The following is a 14,144-nucleotide window of genomic DNA, read 5'->3' as shown; positions in this document are numbered from 1 at the left end:
GGAGGCGCCGTGGCTAGCCAGGACTGGTTCGACAAGGACTTCTACAAGGTCCTCGGCGTCTCCAAGGACGTCAGCGAAGCGGACCTCAAGAAGGCGTACCGCAAACTCGCCCGCAAGTACCACCCCGACTCCAACCCGGGTGATGACGCCGCCGAGGCCAAGTTCAAGGAGATCAGCGAGGCCTACTCGGTCCTCAGCGATGCCGATGAGCGCAAGGAGTACGACCAGATCCGCGCCATGGGCGGCGGGGCCCGGTTCACGGCCCCCGGTTCGGCCGGTCAGGGCGGCTTCGACGACGTCTTCGGCGGGATGTTCACCGGGCAGCAGCGCGGCGGACAGTACGGGTTCCAGCAGGGCGGCCAGAACGGCGGCTTCGACGACGTCTTCGGCGGTCTCTTCGGCAACGGGCGCTTCGGCCAGACGAGCGGGGGATACCGGGGCTACGGCGGACCGACCCGCGGCCGCGATGTCACGGCGCACACCACCATCGACTTCCTCACCGCGACCCGCGGCGAGACCATCAGCCTGCAGGCCTCGGACGGCAAGCCGTTCAAGGTGAAGATCCCCGCGGGGGTCTCCGACGGGCAGAAGATCAAACTGCGCGGCAAGGGCCAGCCGAGCCCGGACGGCGGCGAGACGGGCGACATCGTCCTCACCGTCACCGTCCGCAAGCACCCGGTGTTCGAGCGCGAAGGCCTCAACCTGCGCGTCACCGTGCCGGTCACCTTCGCCGAGGCCGCGCTCGGCGCCACCATCGAGGTCCCGACCCTCGGCGGCGATCCCGTCAAGCTGCGCGTCGCCCCCGGCACCCCGAGCGGCCGCGTGCTGCGCGTCAAGGGCCGCGGCGTCGAGACGGCGAAGGGCACCGGAGACCTGCTGGCCGTCGTGCAGGTCGCCGTGCCCTCCCACCTGTCCGCCGAGGCGAAGGAGGCCCTCGAGGCGTTCGCGGAGAAGCTCCCGGACGAGAACCCGCGAGAGGACCTCCTGGCGCGGGCGCGAGGCTGACCATGGACGAGAACACAGAGTTCCAGGCCGAGGATCTCCTGGCGTGGGCGCGAGGCTGACCATGGACGAGAACACCCAGGTCTTCGTCATCTCGATCGCGGCCGAGCTCGCCGGGATGCACCCGCAGACCCTCCGCCAGTACGACCGGCTGGGGCTCGTGAGCCCCAGCCGGACGGCCGGCAAGTCGCGCCGCTACTCGATGCGCGACATCGAGAAGCTGCAGGAGATCGCGCGTCTCGGCGCCGAGGGCGTCAGCCTCGAAGGCATCCGCCGCATCCTCGAGCTCGAAGACCAGGTGGGCTCCCTGCGCTCACGCGTGCGCGAACTCGAGGCGGCGCTCGCCGACGAGCTGCTCAACCGCCCGGGCCGGCGCGTGTTCGCCGCCGGCTCCGAGGGCGAGGTCGTCTCGATGCGGGCCGGCACCCGCGTGCGCCGCAGCACCCAGATGGTCGTCTGGCGCCCCCTGGAGCAATAGCCTCCGACCCCGCGATTTGGACCAAATCGCGGCTTTCCCCTGCGCTTTCCCGCGATTTGGTCCAAATCCCCGCCCCCAGCGCGCGAGGGCGTTACCTTTTCGGGCGCTGGATCGTCCCCCTCTCGTAGAGTGCGGATGAGAGGGGCACCGATGACGGACGAGAGCGCCACGAGCGCGGCCTTCGAGGCGCAGCGCGGCCGGCTGACGGCGTTGGCGGCGCGTGCGCTGGGGTCGCGCGCCGACGCGGAGGACGCGGTGCAGGAAGCCTGGCTGCGGCTCTCGCGCCAGGACCCGGCCTCCATCGACAACCTCTCCGCCTGGCTGAGCACCGTCGTCGGCCGGGTCTGCATCGACATCCTGCGCTCGCGGCGCGCCCGCGGCGAGACGGAGTGGGAGGAGCCCGGCCGCGAATGGATCGTCAGCGACGACGTCGACGACCCCGAGTCGAGCGCCGTTCTGAGCGATGCGGTCGGCGTCGCGCTGCTCATGGTGCTGGAGACGCTGACGCCCGACGAAAGGCTCGCCTTCGTCCTGCACGACACCTTCGCCGTCCCGTTCGAGGAGATCGGTCGCGTGCTGGACAAGTCCACCGACGCCGCGAAGATGCTCGCCAGCCGTGCGCGCCGCAAGGTGCGGGGCGCGGATCGGCCGACCGATCGCCGCCGCCAGCGGGAGGTCGTGGACGCGTTCCTCGCGGCCGCCCGACATGGCGACTTCGAAGCGCTGCTGACGGTGCTGGACCCGGATGTCGTGTGGCGGGTGCACACGCCACGCGGCATCGCGGTGCGCCTCGGCGCGGGGGAGCTCGCCCGGCACGCCGCCCTCGGTGAGCGGACGCGCACGATCGCCCGCCGTGTCGACGTGGACGGCGTCCCGGGCATCATGGCGTGGCGGGAGGACGGCACGCCGCTGGCCGTCATGGCCTGCGTCGTCGTGGACGGCCGGATCGTGCAGGTCGACTCGCTCCTGCGTCCCGAACGGCAGGCCACGATCACGGTGGACGTGCCGTCTGTTACCTCTGAGGGCGGCGATCCGTCTTCCTGGTGAGTCCGATTGAAAAGGAGATCACCATGGGACCCAGATTCGACATGTACGCCGCCGCGATCACGCCGAAGTTCGTCAAATACATCGTCTCGGCCAACCGTGTGATCCGGCAATCGACGCTGCCGCCGACGATCGAGGGCCTGGTGGACATCCGTGCCAGCCAGATCAACGGTTGCGGCGCCTGCCTCGACATGCACGTCAAGGAGGCCGTCCAGGCGGGGGAGACCGCCCTGCGGCTCAGCCTCATCGCCGCCTGGCGCGAGACGACCGTGTTCACCGACGCCGAGCGCGCCGCCCTGGAGCTCACCGAACAGGGCACGCGCCTGGCCGACGGGCACGGTGTGGACGACGCCGTGTGGGCGGCCGCGGCATCCCACTTCGACACCGAGCAGCTCGCGGCGCTCGTCGCGCAGATCGCGCTCATCAACGCCTTCAACCGGATGAACGTGATGATCAGGATGCCGGGAGGCTCCTACGAGGTGGGGCAGCTCGAGGAGGCGTGAGACCGTCCTCCGTTCTCGGCCGCTCCGCCGTTCGCCTCCCGGTGACGGCGGGGCGGCCTCCTCCCTTGCCCCGACCGGAACGACCCGCCCGCGGTCGGGACGGCTAGAGCGACGTCGACCCGCCCTGGCCGACGTAGAGGGTGTGGCGGAACTCGCGTCCCTCCTCGGCGGCGATGTCGCTGTCGATCTGCGCCCGCACGTCGTGCATGAGTCTGTGCAGCTCCGCGTGGCGGGCGGGGATCCGAGCGTGGCCGGTGCTGTCCCACAGGTTCGAGACCGGGAGGGCGTCGCCCGCCTCGATCGCGAGCGTCCACTCCTCGGTGGTCGCGACGGCGGCGAACTCGGAGTCCATGGTGACCAGCACGCTGATGTGCAGGGCGTCCGCCGAGATCGAGCCGGCCGGGTTGACGAGGTCGAGGGTGCCGGTCGCGTCGGAGAGGAACTCGACCGTGAAGCCGAGCGCGTGCGCGTCCCGAGCCGTTCCGGCGCAGCAGTGCTGGGTCATGTAGCCGGCGATGGTCACCGTGTCGTACCCGCCGGCCCGCAGCCACTCCTCCAGGTCGGTGCCGGCGAACGCCGAGACGTCGGTCTTCGTGATGAGGTGGTCGGGTGTGCGGTCGGCCACCGAGGAGTGCAGGGCTGCGCCGTCGGAACCGCGGGCGAAGACCGGTGCTCCTTCGTCCTCGATGTGCTGCACGATCACCAGTCCGACCCCGTGGTCGGCGGCCGCATCCATCGCGACCTCGATGTTCGGGATGGAGGTCATCAGATCGGGGTGGCAGATCTTCAGGTTGCCGGTGACGTACTCGTTCTGCACATCGATGACGAGGAGCGCACGCTTCATGAGGGGACTCTAGCGCGCCGGCGTGCCGGTCGACGAGGGCGGGAGGTTCGGTTCACACGTCTTCGGCGCCGTCCGTGCGGGCACGGGCTGAGAGGATGCGGGGCATTGCATCAGAAGGAGGACCGATGCCCGACTACCCCCGGATCGCCTCGGCGCTGTCGTCCCCCGACGGGTTCCTCGCGCTCACCGACGAGCCGCGTGTCTTCGGGGCCAAGCGGCAGGCCGCCGCCGCGTTCGAGCTCTGGAGCAAGGCCGACGAGCGCTACGTCGGCGGGTACCGCGGGTTCGCCGCGGCCGGGGGCACCGGCACGGGGTTCGTGATCCGTCTGTTCTGGGATCCCGCCACCACGAGCCCGGACCTCGCCGCCATCGCCTCCGCGATCGACACCGCGCTGCCGATCGCCCTCGCGCAGGCCGATGAGAAGGCGACCTACAAGGCCCGCGACAAGCGGCAGGGTGTGTTCTTCACCTGGACCGGCATGAGCTCCCGGCCGCTGTCGCAGTGGTTCCGGGAGCGGTTCGGCGTCGGCGCCTGCGCCACCCAGCTGCTCGACTACTCCGACCTGACGCAGGACGTCGCGGTCGTCGCGACGGTCGACGGCGTCGACCACCTGTGGACCCTGACCGCTCCGGAGTGAGGCGCCGCCCCGGAGTGAGGCGCCGCCCCGGAATGAGGCGCGGCCCTGGAGCGAGGCGCGCCCCGAGACGCACCCGACCGGGGCGGCAACCGGTCAGCGCGGGACGTCCTCGTCCGACGAGTACGCCCCGCCGGAGAGGGAGAGCGCGCTGAAGCGGATCGGGCGTGTGACCTTCGTGAAGTCCAGCGGGCAATGCCGCACGCCGGCCGGGATGTAGAGCGAACCCGAGGTGGTCACGCTGTAGGTCTCTCCCTCGATGTCGATCAGGATCTCGCCGCCGAGGTCGTGCGGGTTCTCGGGGTCGCTGCCCGTCCAGATCAGCACCTCGTCGTAGTCGTGCTCGTGCTCGTTCACCCAATGACTGGGCTCGTCGGTGGGGTTGATCCAGCTGTAGGTCATGTGGACCTTGCTCTCCGGGACGTCCTCCGCACGCATCAGGGCGAACGCGTCGCCGATGTGCGCCGGGCGGGGAAGCCCGGTCGCGACCGCCCCCTCGTTGACGAGGTCATCGCTCGCGTCGCCCATGTGGCGCACGAAAAGGTGCTCATACCTGCCGGCCATCGTTCCTCCTGTGTCGTCGCCGCGCGGGTCGCTCCTGCGCGGATGCTCTCCGGCGCACTGCCGGTCCCCCCACGCTAGGGACGCCGTCTCCGACCCTCCAGGCACTGACCTGGGGTCTCCTGTCACTGGTGTCGGCCCGGCCGGGACGCACTTGCCGGGAAGTGCGCGCAGGCTTGCCGATGCGCGCACGATCGGGCCCGATCTGGGATCCCAGACAATGCAGACCCCGCACCGCTTGTCGTCCGGGGGACCCATCCCTGGAATGTCTGCATGACCACACACTTCCTCGACGGCGAGGTCGGACCCCGAGGCTCGGCCCCCGCCGACCGTCTGCATCAGCTCGCCGGCCTCCGGGTGCGCACGAAGTCCCGCATCCTGAGCCGCTGGGTCCCCGCGGCGCTCACCCTCCTCATCGTCGGCGCGATCGCCTGGGCGTTCGTGACGGCCCCCGCCATGAACTGGCCCGTCGTGGGCCAGTACCTGTTCGCGCCGCGCATCCTCACCGGGGTGGCGACGACCGTGCTGTTCACCGTGCTCACCTTCGTGCTCGGACTCCTCATCGGGGTGGTGCTCGCGGTGCTGCGGCAGTCGGGCAACCCCGTGCTGGTGGCGATCGTGGAGGGCTACATCTGGCTGTTCCGCGGCACTCCGCTGCTCGTGCAGCTCGTGTTCTGGTTCAACCTGGCGCTGGTCTTCCCGTACCTCGGCGTCCGGGTGCCCGCACTCGGCATCGAGATCGGCGGCGCCACGAACGAGGTGCTCACGCCGTTCCTGGCCGCCCTGGTCGGTCTCGTGCTGCACACGGCGGCCTACATGGCGGAGGTGGTCAGGGGCGGCTTCCTGGCGGTCCCGCCGGGGCAGATGGATGCGGCGAAGGCCATCGGGATGACCCGGCTCGAAGCGCAGCGGCGCATCGTCATCCCTCAGGCGGTGCGGGTGATCCTCCCGCCGCTGGGCAACCAGTTCATCGACATCCTCAAGGCGACGGCGATCGTCTCGGTGATCGGCGGGGGAGACCTGATGACGCAGGCCCAGCAGATCTACGGGCAGAACTACCAGGTGATCTCGATGCTCGTCGTCGCTTCGCTCTGGTATCTGGTGCTGGTGACGGCGGCGACCGTCGGGCAGCACTTCATCGAACGGGCGCTCGACCGCTCCCGGAGCACTCGTTCGGTCGTCCCGGCGGCGACCGCGGCGACGGCGGTGACGGCATGAGCGCGGCACCGGACCGGGCGACCGGGTCGCCGGCGCCGGGTGCACTCGCGGTGCGCGGAGTGCGCAAGTCGTTCGACGGCGTGGAGATCCTCGCGGGGATCGACCTCGACGTCGCCCCCGGCTCCGTCGTCTGCGTGATCGGCCCGTCGGGGAGCGGCAAGTCCACCCTGCTGCGCTGCATCAACCACCTGGAGCCGATGGATTCCGGACTCGTCGAGGTGGATGGCGAACTGGTCGGGTACACCGCGCACAGTGATCACCTCGCCGAGGACTCCGACCGGCAGACCAGCCGGGTGCGACGCCGGATGGGAATGGTCTTCCAGCAGTTCAACCTGTTCGCCCACCTCTCGGTCCTGCGCAACGTGACCATCGGGCCGACCCGCGTGCTGGGCGTCCCTCGCGCGCAGGCGGAGCGCGAGGGCCGCGAGCTGCTGGATCGGGTCGGGCTCGCCTCCCACGCGGCGAAGTTCCCCGCTCAGCTCTCGGGAGGACAGCAGCAGCGGGTGGCGATCGCCCGGGCGCTCGCGATGAAGCCTGCGATCCTGCTGTTCGACGAACCGACGAGCGCGCTCGACCCGGAGCTGGTCGGCGAGGTGCTCGCCGTCATGCGCGACCTCGCCGCCGCCGGGATGACGATGATCGTCGTCACCCACGAGATCGCTTTCGCCCGCGAGGTCGCGGATGTGGTGGTCTTCATGGAGGGCGGCGTCATCGTCGAGCAGGGCGAGGCGCGCCGAGTCCTCGATGCCCCGGCGTCTGCTCGGACCGCCGCCTTCCTGCGGCACGTCGGGCCGACCGGGGCGGGCACGCCATGACCAGGCGGGCGCCCGCTGCGCTGCCGCCGACGCACACCATCGACGCCACCGCCACGAGCATCGCGGCCCGCTTCCTCGTCGGGCCGTACGAGACCTGCGGGCCGGGGGCGTGGGAGTCGCAGCCGCACCGGCACGACTTCGTCGAACTGGTCTACGTGACCAGCGGGTCGGGCACGCACCACGTCGACACCGACACCTACCCGATCCAGCCCGACCAGCTCTATGTGGTGGCGCCGGGCCGGCTCCATCACTGGCAGCCGGAGGAACCGGTGCGAGGCACCCTCGTGCTGTTCCGGGAGGACTTCCTGACCGGTCTGGGTGGCCCGGACGCCGTCGGCGCGGGAGCGTGGGCCTCCAACGCGCTCCTGCCCGTCGGCGACGATCGCGCACGGATCGAGCGCATCCTGGCCGGTCTGGAGGCGGAGATGGGAATGCGCGACGGGCACCAGGAGCTCGCGCTGCGGAGCCTGCTCACCCTGCTCCTGGTGGAGTGCCGGCGGCTGGCCGTCGACCACGCGGCCGCCCCGATCGGTCCGCGACGCGGCCTCAGCGCGGCGTTCGAACGCATCGTGCGGGAACGCGCGTCGGCCGCGCTGACGGTCGCGGAGTGCGCTCGCCTCCTGGCAGTGACGCCCGGCCATCTGTCGGAGGTGGTCGCCGCCGCCACGGGGCGCACGCCGGGCGAGATCATCCGGAGCGAGGTCTCGCGCGAGGCCCAGCGTCTGCTCGCCCGCACCGAGCTGTCCTGCTCCCAGATCGCGACGCAGCTGGGCTTCGACGACGCCTCCTACTTCTCCCGGTACTTCCGGCGGGAGTGCGGCCTCACCCCGTCGGCCTTCCGCGCCGCCTGAACCGCCGGGACGCGGTCGCGGAAAGTGCCAGGGTCGCCGGGGTGCGTGCATGGATCGCGCCGGGCGTCGTTCATAGCCTGAGGACCACTCACAGCACGGCCCCCGGAAGGAGCCACCATGAACGCCACCCCCACCGCACGCCGACTCGCCCGCACCGGCCTCGTCGCTCTGACCGTCGCCGCGCTCGCGGGCTGCTCCGCCACCGCCGGCGGCACGGGCTCGGGCACCGCCGCCGGGCTCGACGGGCTGGTGAAGCCCGGCACCCTGAGCGTCGGGGTGACCCTCCCGGACGCGCCGTACATCATCCCGGACGCCGACAACGTCCCGGTCTCCGGCATCACCAAGGATCTGCTCGACGCCGTGGCGAAGAAGCTCGGCGTCGAGATCCGGTTCATCCCCGTGGCGTGGGAGGGCGGCATCACCGGTGTCGCCGCCGGCCGCTATGACATCTACGGCGGCAGCCTCTACGACACGACCGAGCGTCAGCAGGCGGGCAGCTTCGTCGACTTCATGAAGGAGCAGGCCACCCTGATCACGACGAAGGCGAACGGTTCGCGCTACGCGAGCCGGCTCGACGTGTGCGGGCTCGCCGTGTCGACGATCCGCGGGACCACCGACGTGACCTACGCGGCTGCGCTCACGAAGGAGTGCGAGGCGGCCGGCAAGCCGGCGATGAAGGTCACCGAGTACCCGACCCAGCAGGACTCGGACCTGGCGCTCACGTCCGGTCGCACGGATGTCGGCATCCAGAGCGTGCCCGGTGCGGCGTACGAGATCGAGCAGGGTGCGGACAAGGCGATCGTCGGCACGCCGTTCGAGGGAGGCTTCTACGTCGGCAGTCTGATGAACGGAACGAAGCCGGAACTGTCCGCCGCCGTGCTCCGGGCGATGACCGACCTCTACACGTCCGGCGAGACGGAGAAGATCTTCGCCCCGTACGGTGTGAAGCCGATCGAGCCGGGGATGAACCTGCAGAAGAAGTAGGCGGGCTCGGGGGTCGCCCGCAGAGTGAGGCGACCCCCGTCCGTCAGGCGAAGGCGTTCGAGATCAGCACGGCGCCGAAGAACAGCAGCACGATCGCGGAGATCGTCGCGGTGTTGCGGATGAGCCAGCGGCGCACCTCCCCGAGAGCGGGGCGGGCGCCGTCGCCGCCGACCAGGACCGCCGCGGACGGCAGGGCGACCGTGACACAGGCGAGAACGGTGAACACCACCACGGCGGCGACCGAGGGCCACCACTCCGTCAGGCTGCTGCCGATGACCAGACCTGCTCCGGCGCCGAAGGCGAGCTCCTTGGGGTTTGCGGCGGAGAGCACGAAGCCCAGCCCGACGGCGCGGGCGCCGCTCAGCGACTCGAGCGAGGACATCCAGCGCGGCGGCGCCTCGGCGTCGTCGCCACGCGGTCGTTTCGTCCACTTGACGACGCCGAGCACCATGAGCAGCAGCCCGAGCAGCAGCCGCACCCAGCCGACCCCCTCGGTCACGGTCTCGCCGCCGAGCTCGGCGAGGTATTCGGCGAGGGCGGTCACCACCCCGACGACGGCCAGCACGCCGAGCGCCCGCCCCGCGAGCAGCGCGAAGCCCCGGCCTGCGCCGTTCGGGGAGAGCGGGACGACGACGCCCGCCACGAGCGGGAGGGGGCTGAGAGCGATGCCGAGCGCGAGAGGGAGGACCTCCGCGAGCACCGGGAGGAGGAGAGGTCGCCATAGCGAGAATCTAGCGTTCCCTCGATCGCTCAGGCGGAGTGACGCTCGACCCGGGACTGCGCGCCTACTTCGACGGCGGACAGGCACGCACCGGACGGGCCGAGCGTGAGAGCCTGGTCTAGGCTGTCAGCGGCGAAACGCTCGTCCTCCCACGCTCACGAGGCCGGGGTCGGGCGTTCGACTCCGCTGGACGCACCCCACGAGGGACGCCGACGAGGAAGGTGGCTATGAAAGCCCTGTACAAGACCGAAGCCGGACCGGGTCTCGAGCTCCGTGAGCTCCCCGAGCCGGAAGCCGGGCCGGACGACGTGAAGATCCGCGTGCTGCGCACCGGCATCTGCGGAACCGACCTGCACATCCAGCGCTGGGACGATTGGGCCGCGTCGGCCGTCGCCGCTCCGCTCATCCCCGGTCACGAGTTCTTCGGCGAGGTCGTCGAGGTCGGACCGCTGGTGCGCGACGTCGCCGTGGGCGATCTGGTCTCGGGCGAGGGGCACATCGTCTGCGGCACGTGCCGCAACTGCCGTGCCGGCCGCCGGCAGATGTGCATCCGGACGCAGGGCGTCGGCGTGCAGCGGGACGGCGCGTTCGCCGAGTTCCTGGTGCTCCCCGCGACCAACGTCTGGGTGCACCACAGCGCGATCGAGCCGGAGGTCGGCGCGCTGTTCGACCCGCTCGGCAACGCCGTGCACACCGCCCTCGCGTTCCCGGTGGTGGGGGAGGACGTGCTGGTGACCGGCTGCGGCCCGATCGGCCTGATGGCGATCGCGGTCGCCCGCCATGTCGGCGCCCGCTTCATCGTCGGCACCGACGTGAGTGCGCAGCGGCTCGCTCTGGCGCAGGGGATGGGAGCCGACTACACCGTGGACGTCTCCCGGTCCGGCATCCGCGAGGCGCAGACCGCGCTCGGGATGCGGGAGGGCTTCGACGTCGGCTTCGAGATGAGCGGAGCACCGACCGCGCTGCCGCAGATGATCGAGAACATGAACCACGGAGGCCGCATCGCGATGCTCGGGCTGCCGTCGGAGAAGATCGCGATCGACTGGGGCATCGTCGTCACCCACATGCTCACGCTGAAGGGCATCTACGGGCGCGAGATGTTCGAGACCTGGAACGCCATGGGCGCGATGCTGCAGACCTCGAAGCCGCTGCACGACGCGATCGCCTCGATCGTCTCGGACCGTTTCCCGGCGCGTGACTGGGAGAAGGGCTTCGCGGCGGCGGCCTCCGCCGGCGGAGGCAAGGTCATCCTCGATTGGACGGAGCTCTGATGTACACGACTTTCCGCGACCACCTGGCCTCGCAGCTCGACGAGATCGAGGCGGCCGGCCTGACCAAGCGCGAGCGGAGCATCCACGGTCCGCAGTCGGCGCAGATCGTGGCCGACGGCGCCGAGGTGCTCAACTTCTGTGCCAACAACTACCTCGGTCTGGCGGACCACCCCGCGCTGCGCGACGCGGCGAAGGCGGCCCTGGACGACTGGGGCTACGGCATGGCCAGTGTGCGCTTCATCTGCGGAACGCAGGAGCAGCACCTCGAGCTGGAGCAGCGGGTGTCGCAGTTCCTCGACACCGAGGCGACCATCCTGTTCTCCTCGTGCTTCGACGCCAACGGTGGCGTCTTCGAGACGCTGTTCGGGCCCGAGGACGCCATCGTCTCGGACGCCCTCAACCACGCGTCGATCATCGACGGCATCCGGCTCTCGAAGGCCCAGCGCTTCCGCTACCGCAACCGCGACCTGGACGACCTGCGCGCGCAGCTCGAAGCGGCGCGGGAGACCGGCGCCCGCTTCACGGTCATCGTCACCGATGGCGTGTTCTCGATGGACGGGTACATCGCGCCGCTGCGCGAGATCTGCGACCTGGCCGACGAGTTCGGCGCCCTCGTCTTCGTGGACGACTCCCACGCGGTCGGCTTCGTGGGCGAGCACGGCCGCGGCACCCCGGAGTTCTGCGGCGTCGCCGACCGCGTCGACATCTACACGGGCACGTTCGGCAAGGCGCTCGGCGGGGCCTCCGGAGGCTATGTCTCCTCGCGCCGGGAGGTCGTCGACCTGCTCCGCCAGCGGTCGCGCCCCTACCTGTTCTCGAACACGCTGGCGCCGTCGATCGTCGCGGGCACCCTCGCCGCCCTCGATCTGCTGGAGGCGTCCGACGACCTGCGCGCCCGCCTCGTGGCGAACGCGCGGCTCTTCCGCGAGCTGATGACCGAGGCCGGCTTCGACCTGCTGCCGGGTGAGCACCCCATCGTCCCGGTCATGTTCCACGACGCCGCCCTGACGGCGCGCATCGCCGACGAGATGCAGCGCCACGGCGTGTACGTCACGGCGTTCTCGTTCCCGGTGGTCCCACGGGGAGAGGCCCGCATCCGCGTGCAGCTCTCGGCGGCCCACACCGACGACGAGATCCGCCGCTGCGTCGCCGCCTTCACCGCGGCACGCGCCACCGTCGCCGCCTGACCCGCGCCTGCCCGCCGCACCCCGCCACACGAGCAGTTTCGCTGCCCGAGCAATTTCGCTGCCCGAGAGATTCCGGAGATCTCCTCGGGAGTTCCACGGATCACCGGTCGAACGGTGAAGTGAGCGGCGAGCCGCACGAGAACTCCGGAGTCATCGTTCAGATGCGGGCCTCCGCAGGAGGCCCTCGGCGCGCGCGTTCGGGCGCCTATGCGGTTCCCGATGGTCCGTTCAGGACCGGTTCGTCCCGGTCGCCGTCGGGCTCCCCGGCCGGGGCGGACTCCCCTGCCGATTCGGGCTCCCCGGCCGATGCGGGCTCTGCCGTCGCCATGGGAGCGGCCACCCCCGCCGGGACGCGGCGGCGCGTGAAGAAGAGCAGCAGCTGGGCGCTCAGGAAGAGGGCGAGCACCGAGAGATCCGCGATCGCGACCGTGCCCGCGACCGCGGTCACCTGCGTCACACCGCAGGAACGGTTCGGCTGATCGTCCTGGCAGAGGAAGCGCTCGCCGCTGGTGATGGCGCCCGACGCCAGCCACATCGGGATGAGCTGGTTGTAGGCGGTCGCGAGGCCCTTGGTGAGGGTCGGACCCGAGTGGCCCTCGCCGGGGACCGCCCAGTAGGTGACCTTCCAGCCGGCGTTCTCCGCCGCCGTCGCCGTGTCCTCCACCTGCTGTCGGAAGTGCGGGTCCTCCGCACCGGCGACGAAGATCCCCCGCATCGGATGGTCGGTGTAGTCCGTGGCGGCCATCACCTTCGCGGGCCAGAACTTCTCGTACTCCGTCTCGCTGTCGTCGTAGTAGCGGGCCCGGGTGCGGTCGGACTTGTACTCGCCCGGCTTGTCCGGACCGGAGACGTCGATGACGTTGGCCCACAGTTCGGGGTGCTTCGCCCCCAGGTACGCGGCGCACTCGCCGCCGTGCGAGAAGCCGGCGATGGCCCAGTCCGCACGATCCCGGGAGACCGGAAGCTCGGACTCCACCCAGCGGGGCACGTCCTGCGTCAGGAAGGTCTCGAGCTGACCGGCCGGGGTGTTGCTGCAGGGCGGGTTCTTGTCGATGGCGCCGATCTGGTCGACGACGAGCACGAACGGTGCGTCGTCGAGGCGTTGCTGGCCGAGCGAGTGGAGGGCGTCCAAGGTCGCGCCGAGGGTCGGGTTGCCTGGCTGGCCCATCATCATGATGACGACCGGACGGGTGCTCGAGGGGTCGCGGATCCACCCGGACGGGACGAAGAGATGCGCGTCGCGCGAGGAGAAGCCGGAGGCGGTCGGCGGGATGTGGACCGCCATCTGGTAGCCCTCGGCGAGCGTCGTCTCGGTCACCGGGACGTGCCGGCCGGCGACGGTCGCGGTGGCGAATGCGGGCGCTGTCGCGATGACGGCGATGCCGGCGCTGAGGAGCCCGGCGATCGCCGCCAGGGCGATGGCGACCGCATGCAGTCGGGTGCTCTGGAGCGCATCTCCGAGCGCGAGCGGGAAGAGTGAGGCGGCCAGCCCGATGGCGAACCAGCCGAGCCCGCCCAGGTCGGGGCGCGGGGTGAGGACCGCGAGCAGGAAGAGGGCGACGAGGGCCGCGACCTGGGTGGCGATCACGGCGACGACGGTCGGTCGGGCGTGGAAGCGCCAGGCGCGTCGGACGAATCGCCAGGCCGGATAGACGCAGACGAGCGCGAGCGCCAGGCTGAGCCAGGCGAGGATCCCCATCCCTCCACCATAGGCGCACGATGGTGCGTGGCCCGGCGAAGTGGGGACGCGCGAGGTGCAAACTCGCCCGAAGCGGGTGAGAGTCGCCTCAGGTCGCGGGGGCGGCGGTCGACTCGCGAACCAGCACGCGCACGGCCGGCGCGTCCACCCGCTCCACCCGGCCGCCGGAGCGCATGGCGGTGTACGCCTCGACCAGATCCCCCGCCAGCGAGTCGGCGTCGAACGTGACCGTGGTCAGGCGCGGGATGAAGTCCGCCGAGGCCGTGTGGTCGTCGGCCCCGATGACCGAGAGGTCCCCGGGAACGCTCAGTCCCGCGTCGGTGAGGGCGCG

Annotated in this window: 16 protein-coding genes; 11 read left to right on the top strand and 5 right to left on the bottom strand. The window is 70.9% G+C overall.

What is annotated here, in order from left to right:
• The first annotated feature begins 9 nt into the window (after positions 1-9).
• From U870_RS0112410 to U870_RS0112395, 4 genes are all read left to right on the top strand, one after another.
• A complete protein-coding gene (locus U870_RS0112410) occupies positions 10-1,005 on the top strand; it encodes a DnaJ C-terminal domain-containing protein (RefSeq protein ID WP_025157708.1) in 996 nt (331 codons plus the stop codon).
• Between the two features lie 61 nt (positions 1,006-1,066).
• On the top strand, positions 1,067-1,480 hold the full coding sequence (locus U870_RS0112405; protein WP_025157707.1) for a heat shock protein transcriptional repressor HspR: 414 nt from the start codon (positions 1,067-1,069) through the stop codon (positions 1,478-1,480).
• A gap of 150 nt (positions 1,481-1,630) precedes the next feature.
• The gene (locus U870_RS0112400; protein WP_025157706.1) at positions 1,631-2,527 is read left to right on the top strand and encodes a sigma-70 family RNA polymerase sigma factor; all 897 of its coding nucleotides are present in this window, start codon (positions 1,631-1,633) and stop codon (positions 2,525-2,527) included.
• Between the two features lie 23 nt (positions 2,528-2,550).
• Positions 2,551-3,027 carry a carboxymuconolactone decarboxylase family protein gene (locus tag U870_RS0112395; protein WP_025157705.1) on the top strand — a complete coding sequence of 159 codons (477 nt, stop codon included), beginning with the start codon at positions 2,551-2,553 and terminating at the stop codon, positions 3,025-3,027.
• A gap of 103 nt (positions 3,028-3,130) precedes the next feature.
• On the opposite strand, the gene U870_RS0112390 is transcribed toward U870_RS0112395, so the two are convergent.
• The gene (locus U870_RS0112390; protein ID WP_025157704.1) at positions 3,131-3,871 is read right to left on the bottom strand and encodes a cysteine hydrolase family protein; all 741 of its coding nucleotides are present in this window, start codon (positions 3,869-3,871) and stop codon (positions 3,131-3,133) included.
• Positions 3,872-3,996: 125 nt separating this feature from the next.
• On the opposite strand from U870_RS0112390, the gene U870_RS0112385 reads away from it, so the two are divergent.
• Positions 3,997-4,509 carry a hypothetical protein gene (locus U870_RS0112385; RefSeq protein WP_025157703.1) on the top strand — a complete coding sequence of 171 codons (513 nt, stop codon included), beginning with the start codon at positions 3,997-3,999 and terminating at the stop codon, positions 4,507-4,509.
• Between the two features lie 93 nt (positions 4,510-4,602).
• Here U870_RS0112385 and U870_RS0112380 read toward each other — a convergent pair whose 3' ends face one another.
• Positions 4,603-5,070, bottom strand: a complete 468-nt coding sequence (locus U870_RS0112380) for a hypothetical protein (RefSeq protein WP_025157702.1) — start codon at positions 5,068-5,070, stop codon at positions 4,603-4,605.
• A gap of 270 nt (positions 5,071-5,340) precedes the next feature.
• Between U870_RS0112380 and U870_RS0112375 the strand changes: the two genes are divergently transcribed.
• The 4 genes from U870_RS0112375 (at position 5,341) to U870_RS0112360 (ending at position 8,935) form a co-directional block, all read left to right on the top strand.
• Positions 5,341-6,285: an amino acid ABC transporter permease gene (locus tag U870_RS0112375; RefSeq protein ID WP_025157701.1), complete on the top strand. Its 945-nt coding sequence runs from the start codon at positions 5,341-5,343 to the stop codon at positions 6,283-6,285.
• Complete coding sequence (locus U870_RS0112370; RefSeq protein ID WP_025157700.1) at positions 6,282-7,100, top strand: amino acid ABC transporter ATP-binding protein; 819 nt, start codon at positions 6,282-6,284, stop codon at positions 7,098-7,100. The genes U870_RS0112375 and U870_RS0112370 overlap by 4 nt, the downstream gene beginning before the upstream one ends.
• Positions 7,097-7,951, top strand: a complete 855-nt coding sequence (locus U870_RS0112365) for a helix-turn-helix transcriptional regulator (RefSeq protein ID WP_025157699.1) — start codon at positions 7,097-7,099, stop codon at positions 7,949-7,951. The genes U870_RS0112370 and U870_RS0112365 overlap by 4 nt, the downstream gene beginning before the upstream one ends.
• Positions 7,952-8,068: 117 nt before the next feature.
• Entirely contained in the window at positions 8,069-8,935 is an 867-nt protein-coding gene (locus U870_RS0112360; protein WP_025157698.1) for a transporter substrate-binding domain-containing protein, read from the top strand.
• A 43-nt stretch (positions 8,936-8,978) separates the two neighbouring features.
• Here the strand turns inward: U870_RS0112360 and U870_RS0112355 are convergent, their stop codons facing one another.
• Positions 8,979-9,635, bottom strand: coding sequence for a GAP family protein (locus U870_RS0112355; protein ID WP_025157697.1), 657 nt, complete (start codon positions 9,633-9,635; stop codon positions 8,979-8,981).
• A 248-nt stretch (positions 9,636-9,883) separates the two neighbouring features.
• On the opposite strand from U870_RS0112355, the gene tdh reads away from it, so the two are divergent.
• Both tdh and U870_RS0112340 read left to right on the top strand, forming a co-directional pair.
• The gene (gene tdh / locus U870_RS0112345) at positions 9,884-10,927 is read left to right on the top strand and encodes an L-threonine 3-dehydrogenase (protein WP_025157696.1); all 1,044 of its coding nucleotides are present in this window, start codon (positions 9,884-9,886) and stop codon (positions 10,925-10,927) included.
• Positions 10,927-12,114 carry a glycine C-acetyltransferase gene (locus tag U870_RS0112340; protein WP_025157695.1) on the top strand — a complete coding sequence of 396 codons (1,188 nt, stop codon included), beginning with the start codon at positions 10,927-10,929 and terminating at the stop codon, positions 12,112-12,114. The genes tdh and U870_RS0112340 overlap by 1 nt, the downstream gene beginning before the upstream one ends.
• 205 nt (positions 12,115-12,319) lie before the next feature.
• Here the strand turns inward: U870_RS0112340 and U870_RS0112330 are convergent, their stop codons facing one another.
• Together U870_RS0112330 and U870_RS0112325 are read right to left on the bottom strand one after the other, a co-directional pair.
• Positions 12,320-13,813 carry an alpha/beta hydrolase gene (locus U870_RS0112330; protein ID WP_025157694.1) on the bottom strand — a complete coding sequence of 498 codons (1,494 nt, stop codon included), beginning with the start codon at positions 13,811-13,813 and terminating at the stop codon, positions 12,320-12,322.
• Between the two features lie 88 nt (positions 13,814-13,901).
• Positions 13,902-14,144: substrate-binding domain-containing protein (locus tag U870_RS0112325; RefSeq protein ID WP_029947524.1), on the bottom strand; the 243-nt coding region annotated here is incomplete at its 5' end.

It is taken from the genome of Leifsonia aquatica H1aii (genome assembly GCF_000633535.1).
Classification (GTDB): domain Bacteria; phylum Actinomycetota; class Actinomycetes; order Actinomycetales; family Microbacteriaceae; genus Leifsonia; species Leifsonia aquatica_A.
The sequence above is the reverse complement of the archived record's forward strand: the minus strand, read 5'-3'. Positions and strand labels throughout refer to the sequence as shown.

What these genes read in the sequence shown, in the direction of transcription:
- U870_RS0112405 (WP_025157707.1), top strand. Translation starts at nt 1,067, where the DNA reads ATGGACGAGAACACCCAGGTCTTCGTCATCTCGATCGCGGCCGAGCTC.
- U870_RS0112400 (WP_025157706.1), top strand. Translation starts at nt 1,631, where the DNA reads ATGACGGACGAGAGCGCCACGAGCGCGGCCTTCGAGGCGCAGCGCGGC.
- U870_RS0112395 (WP_025157705.1), top strand. Translation starts at nt 2,551, where the DNA reads ATGGGACCCAGATTCGACATGTACGCCGCCGCGATCACGCCGAAGTTC.
- U870_RS0112390 (WP_025157704.1), bottom strand. Translation starts at nt 3,871, where the DNA reads ATGAAGCGTGCGCTCCTCGTCATCGATGTGCAGAACGAGTACGTCACC.
- U870_RS0112385 (WP_025157703.1), top strand. Translation starts at nt 3,997, where the DNA reads ATGCCCGACTACCCCCGGATCGCCTCGGCGCTGTCGTCCCCCGACGGG.
- U870_RS0112380 (WP_025157702.1), bottom strand. Translation starts at nt 5,070, where the DNA reads ATGGCCGGCAGGTATGAGCACCTTTTCGTGCGCCACATGGGCGACGCG.
- U870_RS0112375 (WP_025157701.1), top strand. Translation starts at nt 5,341, where the DNA reads ATGACCACACACTTCCTCGACGGCGAGGTCGGACCCCGAGGCTCGGCC.
- U870_RS0112370 (WP_025157700.1), top strand. Translation starts at nt 6,282, where the DNA reads ATGAGCGCGGCACCGGACCGGGCGACCGGGTCGCCGGCGCCGGGTGCA.
- U870_RS0112365 (WP_025157699.1), top strand. Translation starts at nt 7,097, where the DNA reads ATGACCAGGCGGGCGCCCGCTGCGCTGCCGCCGACGCACACCATCGAC.
- U870_RS0112360 (WP_025157698.1), top strand. Translation starts at nt 8,069, where the DNA reads ATGAACGCCACCCCCACCGCACGCCGACTCGCCCGCACCGGCCTCGTC.
- tdh (WP_025157696.1), top strand. Translation starts at nt 9,884, where the DNA reads ATGAAAGCCCTGTACAAGACCGAAGCCGGACCGGGTCTCGAGCTCCGT.
- U870_RS0112340 (WP_025157695.1), top strand. Translation starts at nt 10,927, where the DNA reads ATGTACACGACTTTCCGCGACCACCTGGCCTCGCAGCTCGACGAGATC.
- U870_RS0112330 (WP_025157694.1), bottom strand. Translation starts at nt 13,813, where the DNA reads ATGGGGATCCTCGCCTGGCTCAGCCTGGCGCTCGCGCTCGTCTGCGTC.